The sequence below is a fragment of the Chryseobacterium salviniae genome, assembly GCF_035819015.1.
GTDB classification, from domain to species: domain Bacteria; phylum Bacteroidota; class Bacteroidia; order Flavobacteriales; family Weeksellaceae; genus Chryseobacterium; species Chryseobacterium salviniae.
On record NZ_JAYLAA010000021.1, the window covers coordinates 36,571 to 58,002 of the forward strand.

Sequence of the window (21,432 nt, forward strand, 5' to 3'; positions counted from 1 at the left end):
TTAGATCTGATTCAGCTCATTTTAAATTTTTCTTTCCAGAGAAATTTTCCAAGATCAAACACTTTTCTCAGAGGCTCGTTTTCAAGCAATTCAAAACCGGTGTCGATGGTTTTTTCGATGTAGATATCTGTTTTTTCAAAATCTGGCGAAGTATCTTTTTTCCAAAAATCTATGGCGGAAACCAGGTGCAGCCAAAGTGCTTCCTGTCTCGATTTTTCGTTGAATTTCCTGATATCCTGCTTGGCTTTTTCAAACATTTCCCATTCTTTAAAATCTAAGGTGCTGATGAATTGCCTGTGTGTTTCGCGAAGGTTTTGAAGGATTTTTATATTCTGAATTTTGTCTTTTCCCAAAATTGATAAAACTAAAGAACGGTTCATGGTTAGATTTTCAAAGAAGATATAATAAACATTCAGAAGTTTTTCTTTGGTAGTGACATCCTGGGAGGTATTTACTTCCGCGGCGAGTTCCAATGATTTTATAAAAAGATGATTAAGAATTTCTTGTTCAATTTGTCCAAATCCTGAAAAATAATGGTAAAATTCTATCTCTTCGAAATTATTTTCCTTTGCAAATAGATAGACATTTTTTGGTTTTGCTCCGTGATTTAACAGATAATCACCATATAATTCAAATATTTTTTCCTTTGTGATTTTTAATTGTTCTTGCATGACAGATTTATTTATGGGTAAATTTAGTAATAAATTTTATCATATTATATTTTATGGTATTAATTTATACTATATTAACCATTCGATTTTTAAATCATTACATAATAACATTACAAAATTCTTGATTTTACTAAGCATGCTTTTAAATTAATTTCAGGAGATAAGGATAAATTGTTTTTATATATAACTGAATTATGTTCCGGAAAATATCATTTAACAAAATATTAATATTTTTCTTCCTGCAATTTTGTTTTTTTATTAAATTTAAACCATAAAACTAAACGATGAAAAAAATTTCAGTTCTGATCGCACACTATAATAACGGGAAATTTTTTGAGGAATGCTACCTTTCATTAATGCATCAGACCTACTCAAACTGGGAAGCCGTTATTGTTGATGACGCTTCTACAGATGATTCAATAGAAATTATAGAATCCATTATAAAGGATGACCCCAGATTCCGGCTTTACAAGAATACTGAAAATAAAGGTTGTGGCTTTACCAAAGGTATGTGCGTGAAATATGCTGCCGGTGAGATTTGCGGATTTCTTGATCCTGATGACGCATTATTCCCGGAAGCATTGGAAAGATCAGTCGAAAAATTTTCAGATGACAATATTGTGGCTGCTTATTCTAAAATGCTGTTGTGTGATGAGAATCTGTCACCAAAAAGTGTTTATGGCCATACAAAACAAATTTATAATAATCGCTATTTCTTTAATTATCCCATTCAGGCGGCTCATTTTTTTACATTCAGGAGAGAAGTTTACTTAAGAACAGAAGGAATTAATCCACATCTTAAAAGGGCAGTAGATCAAGACTTGTATTTAAAAGTTTTAGAATTGGGAGATGCGGTGTATATTGATAAAGTATTATACAAATACAGGCTACATTCGGCAGGGATATCCCAGGCAAGTTCTAAGCAGTCTGCGAAAGATTCTTTTGCAGAAGTTATCTACGAAACAATGAAGAGAAGAAAAATTAGAAAAATCAAAAATCACAAAGTTCCCGAAAATTATACTACACCTGAAGAAGTTTACAAACTCATCAATTATCAGAATGGACTGCTTTACAGGCTAAAGTTAAAATTAAAATTGATATTTCATAAGGCACACATTCTTATTTTCTCAGCATTTATTGATTTTCCAGAGCTGCAAAATTTTAGTTTAATTATTTCCTGAATCTTTTAAAAATTGAATTAAGCCTACAAATATTAGCTTTCTTAATTTTATTCCCGAATTTCCATCATCTGTTTTTTATTAAAACAGAATTTTTCACTGTTGATCAGGATCATATGAACTATAATTCACATTTCCTAAATTAGATTAGTTTCATTTATACTTTTATTGAAGCAACTCTACCCGCTGCAATTATTTTTTAGATAACAATTTTAAACCTGGCGTTTGTTACTGGCAATCCTTTTGCATACACAGCTTCAAGCCTTTCGGCAAGATCTTACAGTACAAATGTTGTAAGAAGTTGTAAGATTTACTAAGATTAAATGCATGGCAAAAAGAAGAGTATAAAGATTTCGAAATCAAAACCAATTACAAAATAGACAGAATTAATGATTTTAAAAAATTCAAAAATCGGAATCAGTTCAGAAGAACTCTCCGTAAGATCTCTTATATATTTTATTATGGAACTGCAAAATCTGTTTAAATATATCGGAAACTACCTTTTGGAAGCAGAAGAGACCATTGCTGTGGCGGAAAGCGTTACTTCAGGATTTCTGCAGTTTTCTTTTTCGCAGATGAAAGATGCTTCCCGTTTTTACAAAGGCGGCATCACGGCATACACTCCTGATGAGAAAATAAATCTCCTGAATGTAGATGAATCCGAAGCGCTTGCATGCGACTGCGTTTCTCCGAATATTGCCGAAACAATGGCGCTCAACATTTCAAAGATTTTTAAAACCGACTGGTCAATTGCCGTTACAGGATACGCCACACCGGTTCCGGAATCTAAAAACAAGCTGTATGCCTATTTTGCAATCGTGTATAAAGGGCAGGTCATTCTTTCGGAAAAATTAGATCTACACTCCCGCACGAAACAGGTAAATGCACAGTTATATTACACAGAATTCATACTTGGCTGCTTTAAGCTTGAGCTTGATAAACATCATGAAAAAAGATCAATATCATAATCCTGTAAAAAAAGAAAAAAGATATATTTTATGACAAAAATCATAAAAATATTTTTAGATATCAAATACCTTTGAATTATCTATTACTTCATTTTGCAGTATTTCTATAAGCTCCTCGCTTTTTCGGGGAGCTTTTTATAATTCCGAAATAATATATAAATAAAAAAATACCACATTAACACAGAACTAATATGCTTTTTGGATACTCAGCTAAATTTTTATTAGTTTTAAACCCGAAAATGCTAATCTCTTTAATGTGACATAAGGCTAAAACTTTATAAAAAACTATTTTTTTAGCAATTTTCTAATTATATTTAACATTATGAAAGAAATTAGTTATCAATATGAGTAATTACCCTTTTCCTGAAAATGAAGCTGGAAGAGTAAAAAAACTAGAGCTTCTTGATCTCATCAATCTGGGTAAAGATCCGGAGTTGGATGTTTTTGCAGAAACGGCATGTCTTATTACAGACAGCTCCTCTGCTATTATAGCTATTATGGAAAGTGATACACAGAGGATTCAGAGCTGTATAGGGCTTTCTTTTGATTCTGTCGACCGGCGTAACACGCTTTGCCAGTATTCAATAGCTAATGGGGAAGTTGTAATTATTGAGGATACACTTTTGGATGAAAGATCTTCCGGTAACCCATTAATTTTAGAAGGCGGAATTCGCTTCTATGCCGGTGTGCCACTTATTGATGACGAAGGGTTTGCTCTTGGCACGATTTGCGTAATCGATTTTAAACCCAAAACTTTAACAGAAAGCCAGATCTCGGCACTCAGAAAATTAAGTAGCGTGGTTACCAGGCTTTTGATGAGCAGCAGGCAAACCATTAATGCAGAATATTTTCAGCAGACATTTAATATTTCAAATAATCTTATTTGTGTGCTGGATAACCGGTTTATACTGAAAGATATTAATCCCTCTTTTGAAAAAATTTTTTCAGTTAGCAAGGAAGAAGCTGTAAAACAAAACTTCTTAACCCTTTTAGAACAAGATATAAAATCTTTGCCGGAACTTGAAAAATTTCCAGGCAGTATGAAAGAGGCTACATTTACAACCTCTACAAAAATTGAAGACGGCAGCTCAGTAATCGTAGAATGGTATCTTACACAAAATCATAAATACTCGGAAATATTCTGTTTCGGAATTAATATCACCCAGCAAATTGAAGAAAGACGCCAGCTGGAAAGTTCAGAACGACGCTTCAGAAGTTTCTTTGAAAATGCCATCGGCCTCATGAGCATGCACGATATGGAAGGAAACATTCTGGCCGTAAATGAAAAAGGAAGAGAAACATTACATTATTCCGCAGATGAGGTTAAAAGCCTTAATCTTAAAGATCTTGTTCCCGAACAAAACTGGCTTTTGCTGAAACAGTATCTTGAACGCATTAAGCAAAATAACGAAGATTTCGGAACCATGATCCTCAAAACCAAAGAAGGCGAAGAGCTGATCTGGATGTACCATAATATGGTGGAGGTTGATAGGGAAGGAAAACCGTATGTAGTAAGCACAGCGCTTAATGTCACCGAAAGGATGACGCTTGAAAAAGACCTCATTTATACGAAAAAAATGCTGGAGCAAACCAGCTCTGTGGCCCAGGTAGGAGGCTGGGAAGTCAATATGAAAACAGGCACTGTTTTCTGGTCCCAGAGTACCAAAGAAATTCATAAAATTAAAAATAATTTCCAGCCGGATTTTGACAATGCTATAGGATTCTATAAAGAAGACAGCCGTGAAAGGATGAAATTTCTCTTTAGCAGAGCCGTTACGGAAGGCATTCCATTCGATGAAGAATTTCAGCTTGTACGCAATGACGGAGTTACCATCTGGGTAAGGGTAAAAGGGCTTCCTGAATTTGAAGGAGAAGTGTGCAGCAGGGTTTTCGGAATTATTCAGGATATTGATGCTTTCAAAAATATGTTGCTGGAAATTACCAGAAAAGAAGCCATGATGCAGTCATTTGTCACCGATGTCCCGATTCCGCTGGCGATGTTTGATAAAGACCTGAACTATGTTTCCGTAAGCACCCAATGGAGAGAAGAATTTAATATGAATGATGTGGATCTTATCGGTAAGAATCTCTTTGCTACAGCACAGGATGTTCCTGAGGAAAGAAAAAAAATATATCAAAATGCTTTATTGGGTGAAACATACACAAACGAAGATTTTGCCCTAAAAATTGATGGTAAAGACGAAATTCAGCATTACGATTTGAAGGTAGGCCCATGGTATCTCAACGAAGATGAGATAGGTGGTATCATCATTTCCGTACAAAACATTACCAATGCCATACTGATAAACGAAGAGCTGAAAAATGCCAAGAAAACAGCAGACATGGCGAGCAAGGCAAAATCTGAATTCCTGGCCAATATGAGCCACGAAATCCGGACTCCGCTCAACGGGGTAATTGGGTTTTCAGACCTGCTTCTCAGAACACCGCTTAATGAAATTCAGACACAATATTTGAATTACATCAACGAATCCGGGGAAAACCTGCTCAACATCATCAATGATATTCTTGATTTCTCTAAAATAGAATCCGGGAAAATGGAGCTTCTCATTGAAAAAAGTGATGTCTATGACATGGTAAGCCAGGTAATTAATGTAATCCTGTACCAGTCGCAAAAAAAGAACATTGAACTTCTTTTGAATATCGAGCCCGGGCTTCCGAAAACAGTTTTAATTGATGAATCAAGATTAAAACAAATCCTGATCAATCTTTTAGGAAATGCCGTTAAGTTCACGGAAAAAGGCGAAATCGAGTTAAAGGTGGAAAAACTCCGGATGGATGATAAAAATATTTCATTACGCTTCTCTGTGAGAGATACGGGAATCGGGATTCCCGTTGAAAAACAGAAGCATATTTTTAACGCTTTTACCCAGGAAAACAGTTCCATCAGTAAAAGATATGGCGGAACAGGTCTCGGACTTACAATATCCAACAATATTCTGAAATATATGGGAAGCCATCTGTCTCTGATCAGCGCTCCGGATAAAGGTTCCGTATTTTTCTTTGATATCGAGATTCCGTATGAAATGTCTGAGATTCAGGAAGAAGAAGAAGTTACAATTAAAAGAGCATTGGTAGTGGATGATAATGAAAGCAACCGAATCATTCTCCAGCACATGCTTGCGTATAAAAATATCGAATCCACACTCGCTGCCAATGGAATGGAGGCGCTGCAAATACTCCTCAAAGGCGAACATTTCGATGTAATTCTGATGGATTACCACATGCCGGTTATTTCGGGGTTAGAAACCATTGATAAAATCAGGGAATTATTTAATCAACGAAAAGAAATTTCACCACTGGTGGTTCTTCATACTTCTTCAGAGGAACATGATGTGATCAACTCATTCAAAAAAGAAGATAATTCTTATTTCCTGCTGAAGCCAATTAAATCCGATGATTTATACAAAACACTCAGAAGAGTGGCGCATAGCAGTGTGGCAGAAGTTGAACCTCAGGAACATCCTGACAATGAAACGCATTCTTTCATGAGTAATCTTGAAGTTCTTTTGGTAGACGATAATCCGGTAAATATGGTGCTGAATAACAGGATGATGAAATCCATAGCTCCAGATGCGAATCTTACAGAAGCCGTAAACGGATTGGAAGCTTTGGAAGAATGCAGGAAAAAGCAATATTCCGCAATTTTAATGGATGTGCAGATGCCGGTAATGAACGGTATTGAGGCAACACAGCAGATACGCCTGCTTCCGGATTATGCTGATGTGCCGATTATTGGGGTTACCGCAGGAAATGTGCTGGGCCAAAAAGAAAGATGCCTGGAAGCCGGAATGAATGACTTTCTTCCGAAACCGCTAAGACAGGCAGACCTTCAGGAGATGCTTGAAAAATACATCAGTGTAGCAAGCAGTAAAAATGAAAAACCTGATAAGAAGGTTATTGAGGAAAATCAGCCGGGGATAAAGCCTGAAAAGTATATCAACATCAATATGCTAAATGAGCAGATTGGCGATGACGACGAAGATTTCAAGGAAATGTTTCTCAATCTGCTGATCCAGGAGCTTACCCAGGTAGAAGAAAATATTCAAAAAGCGGCGCAGGAAAAAGATATTGCTGAAACCAGGATGATTCTCCACAAGCTTAAAGGAACAGGAGGTATTGCAGGGCTTTTCAAGCTTGCTGAATGCGCCCTGAAATGGGAGAAGATGGCAGAAGAAGAACTGGATTTTTCTGCTATGAATGCGGAAATAAAAGAAGAAGTACAAAGAGGGATACATATCATAACCAATTTAATAAAGTAAAAAAAATCAGAGCTATGCTAATTTTGATCGCCGAAGATGATGAGCTGATTCTTAAAACAATAGAACATAAATTGTTAAAAGAAGGGCATGAAGTAATTTTGACCAGAAACGGAAAAGAAGCTATTGAAACATTAAAGGAAAAAGATGTGGATCTTACCATTACCGACATTATGATGCCCTTCGCTTCGGGGATAGAAATCCTTTCAGCAATAAAATCAATGGGGAAGGATATTCCCGTAATTATGCTTTCCAGCATGGGACAGGAAGAGGTGGTGCTTAATGCTTTTGATCTGGGAGCATCAGATTTTATCGTAAAGCCTTTCAGCCCCAGTGAATTGATGTTGAGAGTCAAAAGATTTTTGTCAAAATAAAAGATATGGCAATTTCATCGATTCATTTTCTTTTTGTCGTTTTTATCGTGATGTTATCATTAGTCTTGATGCTGGCATTAATTGTACTTATTTACAATATCATAGAGTATAATAAATCGGTACGCAGAGCCGGCTGGTCTGAAGTGATCAATAAGAAAATATCCGATGTTATAGTGTATGCGGAAGATGAAATTCCGGAAGACATCTATTTTAAAGCCCTTTCAGTAAACTCTTCATTCAGGAATCTGTTTCTGGAGAAGCTGGTAGATTCGGAGAAAAAATTTTCGGGAGCAGCAAAAAATAAAATTACCGATCTGTTTCGGGAATACGATCTCCGCAAAGAAGCGATGAAAAAACTCAGCCAGAAAAAAGCTTACCTTATCGCAAGAGGAATACGGGAGCTTACCGTAATGGAAGTTCAGGACGCTATTCCGAAGATTGAACAGTATCTGTATCATCCTTCACCCCAGGTTTACCAGGAAGCGCAATACGCCATGGTTCGTTTCAAAGGATTTGAAGGTCTCCATTTTTTAGACAATTTCCCAACCAGGATTTCAGAATGGCAGCAGCTCAGGTTTCTGCTATCCATTTCTTCATTGCCGGCAGATTCCGAAGGTGCAATATCCAATTGGCTTGAAAGTACCAACGATACGGTAATTATTTTCACCCTGAAATTAATAAAAAAGTTTCAGCTGCTTTATTTCTATCCCAAACTCATAGGATTGCTGAATATTTCTTCAGTCGAAGTAAGGGTTAAAGCTGTGCAGACACTCATGTCACTGGAAAATCCCGAAACCGTACAGTATCTTTCCGGAATTTATTACGACCAGCCGGATGAAGTCCGTATTGAAATTCTCAGGGTGATGAAAATATCAAAAGACCAATGCTGTATAGATCTGCTTAAAAAAGAGCTTTCCAAGGATGTTCCTTCCGGAATAAAGGTAAATGCTGCGCAGGCCCTCTATGAACTGGGACATGGCGATTATTTATCAGAACTTGCCAAAGAGGAAGATTCTTCAGAAGAATTAATTGAAATTATTAAATACGCATTGCAGGAAAAAATATGTTAGAATTTTCACACATTGTATATGATGTAGTTATATGGCTGTATTTACTGTACGGTACAGCAGTAGCAATTATTTACGGCTGGGTCGGAATTTATGCACTCGGAGCAGTATTACGCTATAAAAAAGAAAATGTTTTTACCGATTACAGCATTATCGCTGCCAATCCCAATGCGCCTGTTTTCAGCCTTCTCGCACCTGCGTATAATGAAGGCATGACCATTGTTGAAAATGTAAGATCCTTACTTTCCCTATATTATCATAATCTTGAAATCATTATCATCAATGACGGAAGTAAGGACGATTCTATGCAGAAGCTTATTGAAGCTTACGATCTGGAATGCGTTTCTTATTTTGTACAGGGAAAAATTGAAACCAATAAAATTAAAGGAATCTACAAAAGCAGGAATCAGGCTTTTAAAAAACTTATTGTCGTTGATAAGGAAAACGGAGGAAAAGCGGATGCTTTGAATGTCGGGATTAATGTTTCTTCCGGAGACTATCTTGTCTGTATTGATGTGGACTGTATCCTCGAGCAGGATGCCATTCTGAGACTGGCAAAACCTTTTCTTGAACAGACCGACAAAAAGATCATTGCCTGTGGCGGTGTAATCCGGCTGGCAAACAATTGCGTCATTGAAGACGGAAAAGTGGTCAGTGTAAATATGCCGAAAACATTGTTGGGAAGAACACAGGCATTGGAATATATCCGCGCGTTTGTATTGGGAAGAATGGCCTGGTCAAGAGCTTCAGGGCTTATCCTGATCTCGGGGGCATTCGGTATTTTTGATCGGAAGATTGTTCTGGATTGCGGAGGTTACGACAGGAATACGGTAGGAGAGGACATGGAGCTGGTCGTAAGGATGAGAAAGTATATGGAAGAACGCAAGGAACCTTACGAAGTAATTACCATTCCCGATCCCCTGTGCTGGACTGAAGTTCCGGAAACGAAAGATATCCTCAAAAAACAAAGGAACCGCTGGATGCGCGGAACCATAGAAACCCTCTGGAAACATCGCAAAATGATGTTTAATCCTAAATATAAAAAATTAGGAATGATAAGCCTTCCATACTGGTTTCTCTTTGAATTTTTAGGACCTCTGGTAGAATTTTCAGGGTATATTGTTTTTATCATTTTTCTTCTTTTAGGAATCATCAACTGGCCTTTCTTCTTTGTCTTGTTTGCACTCGTGCTTTCGATGGGATTCCTCTATTCGGTGTACGGAATATTGGTAGACATGGTGAGCCGCCAGGTTTACGGGAAAAGAAAAGATTTTTTTGCGCTTATCGGGACGGCTTTTTCAGAACCGTTTTACTTTCACCCGATTGTTGTAAGAGCAGGCGTAAACGGCTTTATCGATTATTTTAAAAAATCTCATGGCTGGGGCGAAATGACGAGGCAAGGTTTTAATCAGAATACTAAAAATTTACCGCTGAAAGAAAAAATATGGGCTATTCTGAAGCACGGGCTTAAAAAATGGGGCGCTTTGGCATCTGTTTTCTGTGTTCTTTTTCTTGTCGGAATTCTTGCAGAATGGCTCTGGTATCGGTATATGTTTACAAATATAGAGACTTCGTCGGTAGTGGGCTTTCTTTTTGCAGACAACCTGCTTTTTATTTTTGAATTGATGTTCGGATTCGGGATTCTGTATCTGATTATTAATTATATTAAGGAAAGCTGGGCGAAAATGCTCGCAATAGCTGCCTGCGGAATTGTTGTTGTCTTGCAGTATATATTATTTCTCTACTTTTCCGAAACAGGAAATTTACTGGGCGCTGATTTGATCTATTACAGCAAAGAAGAAATGAAACAGATTCTTCAGGCCAGCGGAATGCTCAACTTCAAAAATTATGCGCTGTTTGCGATTTTACTGGCGGTATCATTGATCCCGTTGTGGATGTCCGGGCGTTCTTCGGGGTTCAAATCAATTTACCCCGGAGTGGCTTTTCTTTCGCTGGGATTAATCGCATTTTTTATCCCTTCGGAAGCCATACAGCCGAAAACACTGGAAAAGGCTAATGAATTCAGCCAGAATGCTGCAAAAAGCAAATGGGAATATTTCTTTAAAGCCAATGGAGAAAATTTTATAAGCGATCATCCTGAAATTGCAGAATTTTTGGGCGATGATGAAGAATTAGGGCCAGGTAAAACAATGCTGAATCAGGAATTTCCTTTCTGGAAAAAAGAAGATACCCGGGATTTTCTGGGAGCGCATTTAAACAGATCCGAAAACGTCCCGAACCTTGTATTTGTGGTGCTGGAAGGTTTCGGGCATGCGTACACCTCTCCGAAAGGATACGTCGGGAATTTTACGCCTTTCCTGCATTCCCTTTCCAGCAAGAGTCTTTACTGGGAAAACGGTTTGAGTACTGCGGGAAGAACATTTGCTGCATTGCCTTCGCTCACAGGATCTCTGCCTTTTGGTAAAAACGGATTTCTTGAAACAGAAAAAATCCCGGATCATTTTAACCTGTTCAATATTCTTCAGGCCAACGGTTTTGAAACAGGATTTTATTATGGCGGTAACCTGAATTTTGACAACTACAGGAATTATCTGCAATACAGTAAAGTTAACCATATTGTAGACATTGGTTCTTACGGTGAAGGCTACAAAAGACTTCCCGCTAATTATGAAGGCGATAGCTGGGGATATGAAGATCAGGCTGTTTTCAGAAAAGTACTTGAAGTGCAGAAAGTGCAGGCTAAGCCATATTTTAATATGATTCTTACGCTTTCAACACACAATTCGTTTTTAATTAATAACAAAGCGTATTATGAGAAAATATATAACGAACGATTAAACTCGAATCTTTTAACCGCCGAACAGAAAAAATGGGCCGGACAGTACAAAAACCAGCTGATCTCAGTCCTGAATGCAGATGATGCCTTAAAACAGTTTTTTGAAAACTATCGTAAAAGACCGGATTTTGCCAATACCATCTTCTTTATCACCGGAGATCACAGTATGCCGGAAATTATTATCCAGGATAAAATTGACAGGTTCCATGTACCGATGATGATTTATTCACCATTGCTGAAAGGTCCTAAAAAATTCCTTAAAACGGTAAGTCATTTTGATATTGCACCTGCTTTTCTGGCGTATTATCGTAAAAATTATAATCTTCGCACGCCATCTAACGTTGCATGGGTTGGAAATGGATTGTCTTCGGATGCTGAAATTACGAAATCAGATTACCCGATCATGCAGAGTAAAAGCCTTCTCACGGATTTTGTTTCCGATAAATATTATTTGCATGACAATAAGCTATTCATTCTTAATAATCTGAATGAAGAAAGTTATGATAATCCTGATATCCTAAAAAAAGTAAAAGGGCGTTTCGACCAGTTTAAAAGAATGAATTCCAAATTCTATCAGACTCAAAAGCTGATGCCGGATTCAGTATTTACCAATTTTAGGAAGAAGACAGGTGGATGAGTTTAATGGTTATTAAATTTTTAACAAAATAGATCAGCTAACTTTTGCGTTTAAATTGAACTAATTTAAACCTTTCTTATACATTTAAGTTGTTAATTTTTTATACCATTAAATCAGAACTTTCGAGTATATCCTAAAGTAACATCAAACTGATTTCCCTTTACATTGGGCCTGTATTCCTGGTTAAAGTACATGGCGCCTACTGAAAATAAATTTCTTTTAACAGAGAAATTATATTCGCCACCCACTTTGAAGGTTTTCAGTTTAAAAGTTTCATTTTCCAAAAGGTTATTTCGGGATTCTTCCGGGCTGATTCCCGTTCCGATCTGGATTGCAAAATAATCCTGTGCGCTTTTGGTGTAGTAGCGTACTGTTCCGGTGTAAGAATGGGAAATATTTTTATTATCAGGAGTGATATAAGTCCGAATATTAAACCAGAAATTTTTATAATATTTTCCAACAGAAGCCGTGAACAGCCAGATATTATTGCTGAAATAAAGCTGCCGGTAACCGATTTCCGCTTCAAAGCTATGCGGAAGATTGGCATTTAATGAAACTCCGGTACGGTATTTCGGGAAGATTCCCACATCATTGGAATAAGCTGCGCCTACATAAAGATAAAACATATCGGATAACCTTGGATATGCTTCCAGCTCTGCCTGAATGCCGTTTTCAGCAAATTTGTTGGCATAGTTGGCTCTCAGGATTACAGATCCTATTGAAGTAACTCTTTTATAGCCTATGCTTACAATATGCCAATCATCCGGAAACTGTTTATCAAAATGGGAATAATTATAATTCACACTGACCGCATTTTTAGCTGCCAAATCATTTATCCTTACTGCCAGATTGATCGCTTCCGTATTTTTAGGGTTAATCGCTAAAAGACTCTTAACCGCACTTTCAGCTTCTGTATAATTCTTTTCGGCAAAATACGCTCTTGCTTTCAGAAGCCATAATGCTTCAGATTGCGGATGGTAAGTTAATCCTTTATCTGCAATTTCAACGGCTTTTATATTGTCATCATTCCAGTATTCCAGTGAAGCGTACGCAATAAAATAATCTTCATCCTGAACTTCTCTTTTCCCAAGCTCCTCAAAAACAGCTCTTGCAGCTTCGGTATCTTTATTCCAGGTATACACTCTTCCTAAAAATACGGAAATATCGGTATAATTGGGCGCTTTCTGCAATGCCTGTCTGGCAAGATCAATAGATTTTGTATAATCTTTTTCGTCGAATGCGGCTGTTCTTGCCTTTACGAATAATTCATCTGCAGATAGATCCTGCTGACTGTACGCCTGAAACGGAAGCATTACGAGTAATAAAAACCCAATATATTTTTTCATTGAAACGGGGAATGGTTTGAAAGTTCTCTTTTTAATGATATAATAAAAACAAATATATTGAACTTTTTGTATCTGTAAATAAATATTGGTAGGTAAAATACAATTTTAGCACAAAAAAATTAAATCAGCTCTTATAATAATTGAATCATATCATTAAAACCGGAATTTCTGTACTCGTGATAAAGATGAGAATGGAACTCATTCAGTTTTTTTAGCAGTTTTAAAAGCTCTTCACGCTCTTCTTTGGCCAGTTTTCCTGAAAGAAGCTGGGACGTTCTGTTTACACTTTCTACCGATTCATGAAACAGCTCTTCTCCTTTGGAGGTTAATTTCAGCCTTTTGCTTCGTCTGTCGTCCGCATCATTCCTTTCCTCCACCATTCCGGATTCCAGGAGGCGTTTGATGATCTGCGTTCCGGTCTGTTTTTCATGGCCGTTTCTTTCAATAAGCTGAATTTTGGTAAGGTTTGGCTCATCTTTCAGTCGGTAAAGATAGGTGAACTCTTCATTAGCAAGATTCGGGAATTCTCCCAGGCCTTTCCGGATCAGCTGCCTGGAATATCTTCCCAGCAATAAAACCTGCTTGCAGATTTCATTTTCCGTAAACGCCACTTGGTGTTCTTCGGTGGTAAATAACTTAGTAGGGCTTTCTTCCCTGTATTTTTTATCATTCAGCCAGAGACGGAAGTCTTCAACACTCGAATTCGGTTTGTATGCATCCGAACTTTCAAAATCTTTTACCTGATGGAGCAGATCGATAAAAAAATCAGTATTCATAATGCAAATTTATAGTAAAAATATCATTTTATACCGGGTATTATAGTTTTATGGTACTTAAACCTCCGTCAATCCCGAAAACCTGGCCTGTTATCCACGAAGCCTCATCTGAAAGTAGAAAGGCAGTGAGCCTTGCGATTTCATTCGCATTACCGATTCTCTGCAACGGATGTCTTTTTGAAGAAGCCTCACGTTTTTCGGGTGTTGAAAGAAGCTGTGAAGCAAGCGGCGTATCCGTTAGAGAAGGGGCAACGGCATTAACTCTTATTTTCTGAGCCGAAAATTCAGCAGCCAGGCTTCTTGTCAGTCCTTCCACGGCACATTTGCTCGCAGCAACGGAAGCGTGGAAAGGCATTCCTGTTTTCGCCGCCACAGAGCTGTAAAGAACAATTGATGCATTCCCTGATTTTTTAAGATTAGGAAGCAGCTTCTGTATACATTTCACGGCTCCCAAAACATTGATGGTAAAATCATGGCTAAAATCTTCCTCCGAAAGCCTGTTGAATGGTTTCAGGTTAATGCTTCCCGGCGCATATGCCAATCCGTCGAGAACATCAGGGAACTCAATGTCGTCAAAGTTATCTGATAAAATATCTTTTTCGTAAAATTTCATATTTATATTCTCAAGCTCCGGATTTTTAGTTCTGGAAATTCCGATGATTTGATGGTTTTCTGAAAGGATTTTTGCTGTTTCAAATCCGATTCCGCTTCCGCAGCCGACGATTACAATATTTTTCATAGACTTTTATTTTTCGATTGAAAATAATTAATATTCAAATTTAGTAAATTAATTTACTTTATATGTAAATAAAGTATAAATTTGTATAATATAGATCACTTAAATAAATTATTATGATGACAATACAGGCAAAATCCAATATACCAACCGATTTCGGCATGTTCACCATGTATGCTTTTTCAGAAGATGAATCCGACTGGAATCCGCAGCTGGCTCTTGTTGCACAAAACACAGATTTTAACAAAACCATTAATGTCCGTTTCCATTCGGAATGTATTACGGGAGAAATTTTCCATTCTAAAAAATGCGAATGCGGACAACAGCTTGATGCCGCAATGAAATTTATGGCTGAAAACGGAGGTATTATTATTTACCTGAGACAGGAAGGCCGAAACATCGGGATAATCAACAAGCTGAAAGCCTATGCGCTTCAGGAAAAAGGCTTTGATACCGTTGAGGCCAATTTGATGCTTGGCTTGCCTGCCGACGGAAGAAATTTCGATGTTGCCGTTGAGATCCTGAAAATCCTGGGAATTCAAAGAATAAACCTTCTTACCAATAATCCGGACAAGCTGAAATCATTGGAAAACAGTGGAATTATTCTCGACCGCAGACTGCCTCTTGAGATCGATTCTAATGAAGTGAATGAAAGTTATCTTGCCAAAAAGAAAGATTATTTCGGCCATCTTCTCGAAAGGGTATGATTTTTTCGGGGATAAAAAAAATCAATTCACAGAATCATTATGAAAAAGATACTGCTCACGGGAGCCACCGGATATATCGGGAAGAGGATGGTCAGCGTTATTGCTGCACAAGGGTATAAAGTGGTGTGCTGCTGCAGGGATGCAAGCCGGTTTTCGAGAAATACGGATATCGACGAATCCCTGCTTGAAATTGTGGAAGTAGACTTCCTGAAGCCTGAAACCCTGGAAAATATTCCAAAAGATATTTCCGGGGCATATTATCTCATGCATTCCATGAGCAACAGTAATGATTACGAAGATTCTGAAAAGAAATGTGCTGAAAATTTTGCCGCATTTATTGAAACAACGGAGTGTCAGCATGTCGTCTATTTATCGGGACTTGTCAATGAAAGAGAACTTTCAAAACATCTGGGTTCGAGATTTCAGGTCGAAAAAATTTTAATGGAATCTAAAGTCCCCGTTACGGTTTTAAGGGCAGGAATTATTATCGGATCTGGAAGCGCTTCTTTTGAGATCATCCGGGATCTGGTAGAAAAGCTTCCGGTGATGGTGGCTCCAAGATGGCTCGATACGAAATGCCAGCCTATCGGAATTGCCAATGTTCTTGATTTCCTCATCTTTGTTTTGTTTAAAGAAGAAAGCTATCATCAAAGTTTTGATATCGGCTGTGATGATGTGCTTACCTACAAACAGATGCTCCTGGAATTTGCCAGGATAAGAAACTTGAAAAGAAGGATTTTTACCCTGCCGGTCATGACGCCGAAACTTTCTTCTTATTGGTTGTATTTTATCACTTCCACCTCATACAATCTTGCGACAGCGCTGGTAGGAAGCATGAAAATTGAAGTAATCTGCAGACCCGAAAGCCTCGCCGAAATAAAACGTATTACCGGAATACAGCCATTTTCCTACGAAACGGCTTTAAAGAGAACACTGGCGAAAATTCAGGCAAATGAAATTGCTTCCAGCTGGAAAGACAGCTTTATCAGCAGCAGAAGGGATACCAGCCTTAAAGACTTTATGGAAGTCCCTCATTACGGTTGTTTTACCGATCTCCGAAGCGGAACGTACGACGACCGTGAAAAATGCATCGAAAGGATTTTCCGGCTTGGCGGCAGTAACGGATGGTACGGGCAAAGCTTATGGAAAATACGTGGTTTTATGGATCTTATGGTGGGTGGACCGGGTCTTAGACGCGGGCGTACACATCCGGACAGGCTTCACGAAGGTGACGCCCTGGATTTCTGGAGGGTTCTATATGCAGACCGAAAGGAGGGCAGGCTGATTCTTTTTGCTGAAATGAAGCTTCCGGGTGAAGCCTGGCTGATGTTCAAAATCTATCGTGGTAAATTATGGCAGAAAGCTGTTTTCCGGCCGCATGGAATTTCCGGAAGGCTGTACTGGTTTGCTGTTTTGCCTTTTCACGGTATAATTTTCAAAGGAATGCTTAGGAAACTTACGGGCGAATCCTGATTTTTTTCCTTGATGTGCCTTTTAAATGTTCAAAATTGATGAACTTTTTAATGAAATTATTAAGGCACATTTTAGCTTTTAAACAATAAAAGAGTGAATCAACAGAAACACTCTTTTAGAAAAATTTATTTAATGTATACTTACTCCTGAATAAATTCAAGGATGTCTTTATTGATGGTTTCATGCTCGGTTGTCGGCATTCCGTGAGGGAAACCAGGATAAGTAATCAGTTTTCCGTTCTTTAACAATTTCGCAGATTTGATGGCTGAATTTTCAATCGGCACAATCTGATCGTCTTCACCGTGAAGTACCAACACCGGAATATCTACAGCTTTAAGATCTTCAGTAAGGTCCGTTTCAGAAAAAGCTTTGATTCCATCGTAATGCGCTACGATTCCGCCCATTAGTCCCTGTCTCCACCAGTTTCTCTGGATGCCGTCTTTTACATCAACACCTTCTCGGTTGTAACCGTAAAAAGGGAAAGTCAGGTCATAGTAAAACTGGTTTCTGTTATTCATGGTCTGTTCTCTGATATTATCGAAAACCTCCATCGGAACACCATCCGGATTATTTTCGCTTTTTACCATTACCGGAGGAATCGCACTGATCAATACTGCTTTTTTAGCTCTTCCGTTAGCATATTTGTTAACATAACGAATCACTTCTCCACCACCTGTTGAGTGACCGATGTGCACTACCTCTTTTACATCTAAAAACTCTACCAGTTCTGCAGCGTCAGAAGCATATTGCTCGATGGTGTGATTGTAAATATTCTGGCTTGATCTTCCGTGGCCTCTTCTGTCGTGTGTGATTACTCTGTAACCTCTTTTCAGAAAGAAAATTACCTGTGCATCCCAATCGTCTGAAGATAAGGGCCATCCGTGATGAAACATCAATACTGGTCCTTCCCCCTGATCTTTGTAAAAAATTTCTGTTCCGTCTTTTAATGTAAGTGTACTCATTTTGTTTAATTTTTAAAGTTGATAATATTATTAGATGAAAATTATTCTGTTATTCTTTAGCAAATGTACAAAGACTCAATCTGATGAATGTTAATCTAGTTTAATTTCGTTCAAATTCACAAAGAATTTTTATTAACATTATTTTTTCTTGCCATTCAGACGAATCAGCTGTCTTATATGAACTTTTTACGTTCAAGAAAATAAAGCTCTGTCAATCAATTTTACTTATAATCCGTTTTTACATTACAATATGCATTTATTCGACATGGCACTATTGTTACCTGGCTTACATTGAAAGATGTTATATTTAATTGTTATGTTTTTAAAAATCAGGTTTTATCTTTATATCACTGATTCTCATTAAAACTATCAAAGACAGATTAAATTTGGTTAATTATTCTATTTTTTTTCTTCTCTATTAGGCTGGAATTGCCATAAAACATATATTTGCAGCCTAAATTTTAAAATAATGAAAGAATTAATTGAAAAAATCAACGCGGAATTTGAAACTTTTACAAATGAAGCCAACCAACAGGCAGAAAAAGGAAACAAAGCAGCTGGTACAAGAGCTCGTAAAGCAGCTTTAGAACTAAGCAAGCTTTTCAAGGATTTCAGAAAAGTTTCTGTTGAAGAATCTAAAAAATAATAATGAAGCCGGCTAACTCAGCCGGCTTTGTTTTTTATGCCTAAAATTAAGTCTGAAATATCTTACTTGTTTTTCAGGAGTCTATCTGATTATTATTTCTCGGTTGCTCCACATCCAATAAACTTCTTATTTCTTCCATTTTACTTTCTTTTACAACATATGTTGTGCAGATTTTATTGTTCAGATACATTCTGAAGTTCATCTGTATTCCCGTATTGTGCCCTATTGTGGTTCTTGAGCGGTATTCCGTGAAAATGGGAAATAAATTAGCCAGGCACAAAAAGTTTCTTTTTAAGGAGTGAATAAAAGCGGGATATTTGCCTTCGTCATCAATTACTTTCATCCGGAATATTTTTTTTCCAGGCGTTGTCCCGAAATACGATTCGGTTATCGCTCCGGAAATAATAACAGCCGGAATGGATAATCCGATACTTATCAGAATATTTTCATGAAACAAATAATAGAAAAGTGCGGAAAATAAAGCCATATCAAACCATTTGGCAAATAATCTCTGGGTTTCATTTCCTTTAAAACCGGGATTATATTGCAGATAATACTCATATGCATGATAGATCCTTTTGCCGTACCTGTCAAAATCTAAAGTCGGCCTGTGAATCACTTTTCTTTCTTTAATTTCTGATATTTTCACAATAATTTTATAAAATCATACTCAGCTGTATTCTTTTTCGGGCTTCATCTATATCCGTTATTTTTACCTGAACATGCTGATGCAGCTTTACTACCTCATTTACATCGGAGACAAATCCATCCTTCAATTGGGAAATATGTACCAGTCCGCTCTCTTTAATTCCCAAATCTACAAAACATCCGAAGGCGGTAATATTGTTGACAATTCCGGGAAGAATCATTCCGATCTTCAAATCGGTAATCTTCTTTACCGTCGGATCAAATTCAAAAACTTTGGCTGCTTTTCTTGGATCCAGTCCGGGTTTTTCAAGCTCTTTCAAAATATCTTTAATGCTTAAAATTCCGATATCGTCTGTGATATATTTTTCAGGTTTAATCTGTGCAATCTTTTCTTTGTTGGCAATGAGTTCGTTTGTTTTGATGCCTAAATCTTTTGCCATTTTTTCCACAATTCCGTAGGTTTCAGGATGTACGGCAGAATTATCCAAAGGATTTTTCGGATTGCTGATTCTCACAAATGCAGCAGCCTGCTGAAAAGCTTTTTCGCCCAGCCGCGGAACCTTTTTAAGCTGTTTCCTGTCTTCAAAAGCACCATTTTCGGCACGATAGCTGACAATATTTTCTGCCATTTTTTCGCCGATTCCGGAGACATAGCTGAGCAGCGATTTGCTGGCTGTATTGAGATTAATTCCCACTGAATTCACGCACTTCATAACAGTGGAATCCAGCTCATTTTTCAGTTGAGTCTGGTCTACATCATGCTGGTATTGCCCGACACCGATGGATTTAGCATCAATTTTTACAAGCTCTGCCAAAGGATCTGATAATCTTCGTCCAATGGAAACGGCACCACGAACGGTGACGTCATACGATGGAAATTCTTCACGGGCAATCTTACTGGCAGAATATACGGATGCTCCGGCTTCAGAAACCACAAAAACCTGCAGCGGTTTGTCGAAAGCAATTTTTTTGATGAAAAATTCCGTTTCACGGCTGGCTGTTCCGTTTCCTATGGAAATTGCTTCAATATTATAGGCATTTACCATAGACCGTATTTTCTTCATGGCCATTCCTGACTCGTTTTGCGGTGCATGAGGATAGATGGTTTCATTATGTAAAAGATCACCTTTTTCGTCAAGGCAAACAACCTTACATCCGCTTTTATAACCGGGATCAATAGCAAGGATTCTTTTTTCTCCCAACGGCGGAGCCAGAAGCAGCTGTGTGAGGTTTTCGGAGAAAATTTCGATGGCTTTTTTATCTGCTTTTTCCTTGGCTTCCTGAAGCGTTTCATTGGAAATAGCCGGTTCCAGCAAGCGTTTATAACTGTCTTTTATGGCTAATGCAATCTGCTCTGCCGATTCGTTGCTGGATTTAATAATAGCATTTTCTATAAACTCAATGGCTTCAGCTTTATCAATCCCGACATTTGTTTTCACATAACCTTCCGATTCTGCGCGCAGCATTGCCAGGAGACGATGGGAGGGAGTCCTGCTGAGGTTTTCTTCCCATTCGAAATATTGCGAAAATTTTTTGGCATCTTCCTCATCCTGCTTTGCTTTTACAACCTTTGAAGTAATCACCGCTTTTCGTTGGAATATCCTTCGGAGATTTTTACGGACATACATGTTTTCATTAATCCATTCAGCCATGATGTCTCTGGCCCCTTGAAGCGCCTCTTCTTCAGTTTCAACCTTATCATTAAGGTATTTTGGGGCTAAAAAATGCAGATCCTGGGCTTTCTGGCTCATGATGATTTTGGCTAAAGGCTCCAATCCTTTTTCCTTTGCCGCATCGGCTTTGGTTTTTTTTCTTTTTTTAAAGGGAAGGTATAAATCTTCAAGCTCCTGCAGGTCGAAGCTTTCATCGATTCTCTGCTTCAATTCGGGCGTGAGGGCATTTTGCTCCTCCACAGATTTCAGGATGGTTTCTTTTCTTTTAACAATCTCTTCAAACTGTCTGCTGATCTTTGAGATATGCTCAATCTGTGTTTCGTCCAGATTCCCTGTTTTATCTTTCCGGTAACGGGCAATAAAGGGAATGGTACAGTCTTCCGCTAAAAGCTGAAGGGTAGAGGTAATGCTTTTTTCCGGGATATCAAGAGTCTGCTGTATATAACGTGTGGCGTTCATTGTAAAATTTAATCGGCTAAAATACTGACTTTTTATA

At 37.8% G+C, this 21,432-nt stretch carries 16 protein-coding genes; 9 read left to right on the plus strand and 7 right to left on the minus strand.

What is annotated here, in order from left to right; genetic code table 11:
• Positions 1–11 precede the first annotated feature (11 nt).
• Positions 12–671: a TetR family transcriptional regulator C-terminal domain-containing protein gene (locus tag SOP96_RS06245; RefSeq protein ID WP_326320138.1), complete on the minus strand. Its 660-nt coding sequence runs from the start codon at positions 669–671 to the stop codon at positions 12–14.
• Positions 672–955: 284 nt separating this feature from the next.
• Here SOP96_RS06245 and SOP96_RS06250 point away from each other — a divergent pair, with 284 nt between their 5' ends.
• The 6 genes from SOP96_RS06250 (at position 956) to SOP96_RS06275 (ending at position 11,969) form a co-directional block, all read left to right on the plus strand.
• Entirely contained in the window at positions 956–1,852 is an 897-nt protein-coding gene (locus tag SOP96_RS06250; RefSeq protein ID WP_326320139.1) for a glycosyltransferase family 2 protein, read from the plus strand.
• A 386-nt stretch (positions 1,853–2,238) separates the two neighbouring features.
• Positions 2,239–2,817 (plus strand): CinA family protein, encoded by a 579-nt coding sequence (locus SOP96_RS06255; RefSeq protein ID WP_326320140.1) that lies wholly within the window; start codon positions 2,239–2,241, stop codon positions 2,815–2,817.
• 344 nt (positions 2,818–3,161) lie between these two features.
• Positions 3,162–7,097 carry a response regulator gene (locus SOP96_RS06260; RefSeq protein ID WP_326320141.1) on the plus strand — a complete coding sequence of 1,312 codons (3,936 nt, stop codon included), beginning with the start codon at positions 3,162–3,164 and terminating at the stop codon, positions 7,095–7,097.
• Between the two features lie 14 nt (positions 7,098–7,111).
• Positions 7,112–7,468 (plus strand): response regulator transcription factor, encoded by a 357-nt coding sequence (locus SOP96_RS06265; RefSeq protein WP_326320142.1) that lies wholly within the window; start codon positions 7,112–7,114, stop codon positions 7,466–7,468.
• A 5-nt stretch (positions 7,469–7,473) separates the two neighbouring features.
• Positions 7,474–8,538 carry a HEAT repeat domain-containing protein gene (locus SOP96_RS06270; protein ID WP_326320143.1) on the plus strand — a complete coding sequence of 355 codons (1,065 nt, stop codon included), beginning with the start codon at positions 7,474–7,476 and terminating at the stop codon, positions 8,536–8,538.
• Complete coding sequence (locus SOP96_RS06275; RefSeq protein ID WP_326320144.1) at positions 8,532–11,969, plus strand: sulfatase-like hydrolase/transferase; 3,438 nt, start codon at positions 8,532–8,534, stop codon at positions 11,967–11,969. The genes SOP96_RS06270 and SOP96_RS06275 overlap by 7 nt, the downstream gene beginning before the upstream one ends.
• 113 nt (positions 11,970–12,082) lie before the next feature.
• Here the strand turns inward: SOP96_RS06275 and SOP96_RS06280 are convergent, their stop codons facing one another.
• From SOP96_RS06280 to SOP96_RS06290, 3 genes are all read right to left on the minus strand, one after another.
• The gene (locus SOP96_RS06280) at positions 12,083–13,315 is read right to left on the minus strand and encodes a YaiO family outer membrane beta-barrel protein (protein ID WP_326320145.1); all 1,233 of its coding nucleotides are present in this window, start codon (positions 13,313–13,315) and stop codon (positions 12,083–12,085) included.
• A gap of 131 nt (positions 13,316–13,446) precedes the next feature.
• Positions 13,447–14,091, minus strand: coding sequence for a MarR family winged helix-turn-helix transcriptional regulator (locus SOP96_RS06285; RefSeq protein ID WP_326320146.1), 645 nt, complete (start codon positions 14,089–14,091; stop codon positions 13,447–13,449).
• A 40-nt stretch (positions 14,092–14,131) separates the two neighbouring features.
• Positions 14,132–14,830, minus strand: a complete 699-nt coding sequence (locus SOP96_RS06290; protein WP_326320147.1) for an SDR family NAD(P)-dependent oxidoreductase — start codon at positions 14,828–14,830, stop codon at positions 14,132–14,134.
• Between the two features lie 113 nt (positions 14,831–14,943).
• Between SOP96_RS06290 and ribA the strand changes: the two genes are divergently transcribed.
• Complete coding sequence (ribA, locus tag SOP96_RS06295; protein WP_326320148.1) at positions 14,944–15,534, plus strand: GTP cyclohydrolase II; 591 nt, start codon at positions 14,944–14,946, stop codon at positions 15,532–15,534.
• Positions 15,535–15,573: 39 nt separating this feature from the next.
• Positions 15,574–17,007 carry an SDR family oxidoreductase gene (locus SOP96_RS06300; protein ID WP_326320149.1) on the plus strand — a complete coding sequence of 478 codons (1,434 nt, stop codon included), beginning with the start codon at positions 15,574–15,576 and terminating at the stop codon, positions 17,005–17,007.
• 140 nt (positions 17,008–17,147) lie between these two features.
• Here the strand turns inward: SOP96_RS06300 and SOP96_RS06305 are convergent, their stop codons facing one another.
• Positions 17,148–17,969, minus strand: coding sequence for an alpha/beta fold hydrolase (locus SOP96_RS06305; RefSeq protein WP_326320150.1), 822 nt, complete (start codon positions 17,967–17,969; stop codon positions 17,148–17,150).
• Between the two features lie 469 nt (positions 17,970–18,438).
• On the opposite strand from SOP96_RS06305, the gene SOP96_RS06310 reads away from it, so the two are divergent.
• Positions 18,439–18,615, plus strand: a complete 177-nt coding sequence (locus tag SOP96_RS06310; RefSeq protein ID WP_326320151.1) for a histone H1 — start codon at positions 18,439–18,441, stop codon at positions 18,613–18,615.
• Between the two features lie 73 nt (positions 18,616–18,688).
• Here the strand turns inward: SOP96_RS06310 and SOP96_RS06315 are convergent, their stop codons facing one another.
• Both SOP96_RS06315 and SOP96_RS06320 read right to left on the minus strand, forming a co-directional pair.
• Positions 18,689–19,264: an RDD family protein gene (locus SOP96_RS06315; protein ID WP_326320152.1), complete on the minus strand. Its 576-nt coding sequence runs from the start codon at positions 19,262–19,264 to the stop codon at positions 18,689–18,691.
• A 7-nt stretch (positions 19,265–19,271) separates the two neighbouring features.
• Positions 19,272–21,395, minus strand: a complete 2,124-nt coding sequence (locus SOP96_RS06320; RefSeq protein ID WP_326320153.1) for a Tex family protein — start codon at positions 21,393–21,395, stop codon at positions 19,272–19,274.
• Positions 21,396–21,432: the final 37 nt, after the last annotated feature.

Excerpts from the sequence above, each read along its gene's own strand:
- SOP96_RS06245 (WP_326320138.1), bottom strand. The coding sequence starts at position 671 with ATGCAAGAACAATTAAAAATCACAAAGGAAAAAATATTTGAATTATAT.
- SOP96_RS06250 (WP_326320139.1), top strand. The coding sequence starts at position 956 with ATGAAAAAAATTTCAGTTCTGATCGCACACTATAATAACGGGAAATTT.
- SOP96_RS06255 (WP_326320140.1), top strand. The coding sequence starts at position 2,239 with ATGATTTTAAAAAATTCAAAAATCGGAATCAGTTCAGAAGAACTCTCC.
- SOP96_RS06260 (WP_326320141.1), top strand. The coding sequence starts at position 3,162 with ATGAGTAATTACCCTTTTCCTGAAAATGAAGCTGGAAGAGTAAAAAAA.
- SOP96_RS06265 (WP_326320142.1), top strand. The coding sequence starts at position 7,112 with ATGCTAATTTTGATCGCCGAAGATGATGAGCTGATTCTTAAAACAATA.
- SOP96_RS06270 (WP_326320143.1), top strand. The coding sequence starts at position 7,474 with ATGGCAATTTCATCGATTCATTTTCTTTTTGTCGTTTTTATCGTGATG.
- SOP96_RS06275 (WP_326320144.1), top strand. The coding sequence starts at position 8,532 with ATGTTAGAATTTTCACACATTGTATATGATGTAGTTATATGGCTGTAT.
- SOP96_RS06280 (WP_326320145.1), bottom strand. The coding sequence starts at position 13,315 with ATGAAAAAATATATTGGGTTTTTATTACTCGTAATGCTTCCGTTTCAG.
- SOP96_RS06285 (WP_326320146.1), bottom strand. The coding sequence starts at position 14,091 with ATGAATACTGATTTTTTTATCGATCTGCTCCATCAGGTAAAAGATTTT.
- SOP96_RS06290 (WP_326320147.1), bottom strand. The coding sequence starts at position 14,830 with ATGAAAAATATTGTAATCGTCGGCTGCGGAAGCGGAATCGGATTTGAA.
- ribA (WP_326320148.1), top strand. The coding sequence starts at position 14,944 with ATGATGACAATACAGGCAAAATCCAATATACCAACCGATTTCGGCATG.
- SOP96_RS06300 (WP_326320149.1), top strand. The coding sequence starts at position 15,574 with ATGAAAAAGATACTGCTCACGGGAGCCACCGGATATATCGGGAAGAGG.
- SOP96_RS06305 (WP_326320150.1), bottom strand. The coding sequence starts at position 17,969 with ATGAGTACACTTACATTAAAAGACGGAACAGAAATTTTTTACAAAGAT.
- SOP96_RS06310 (WP_326320151.1), top strand. The coding sequence starts at position 18,439 with ATGAAAGAATTAATTGAAAAAATCAACGCGGAATTTGAAACTTTTACA.
- SOP96_RS06320 (WP_326320153.1), bottom strand. The coding sequence starts at position 21,395 with ATGAACGCCACACGTTATATACAGCAGACTCTTGATATCCCGGAAAAA.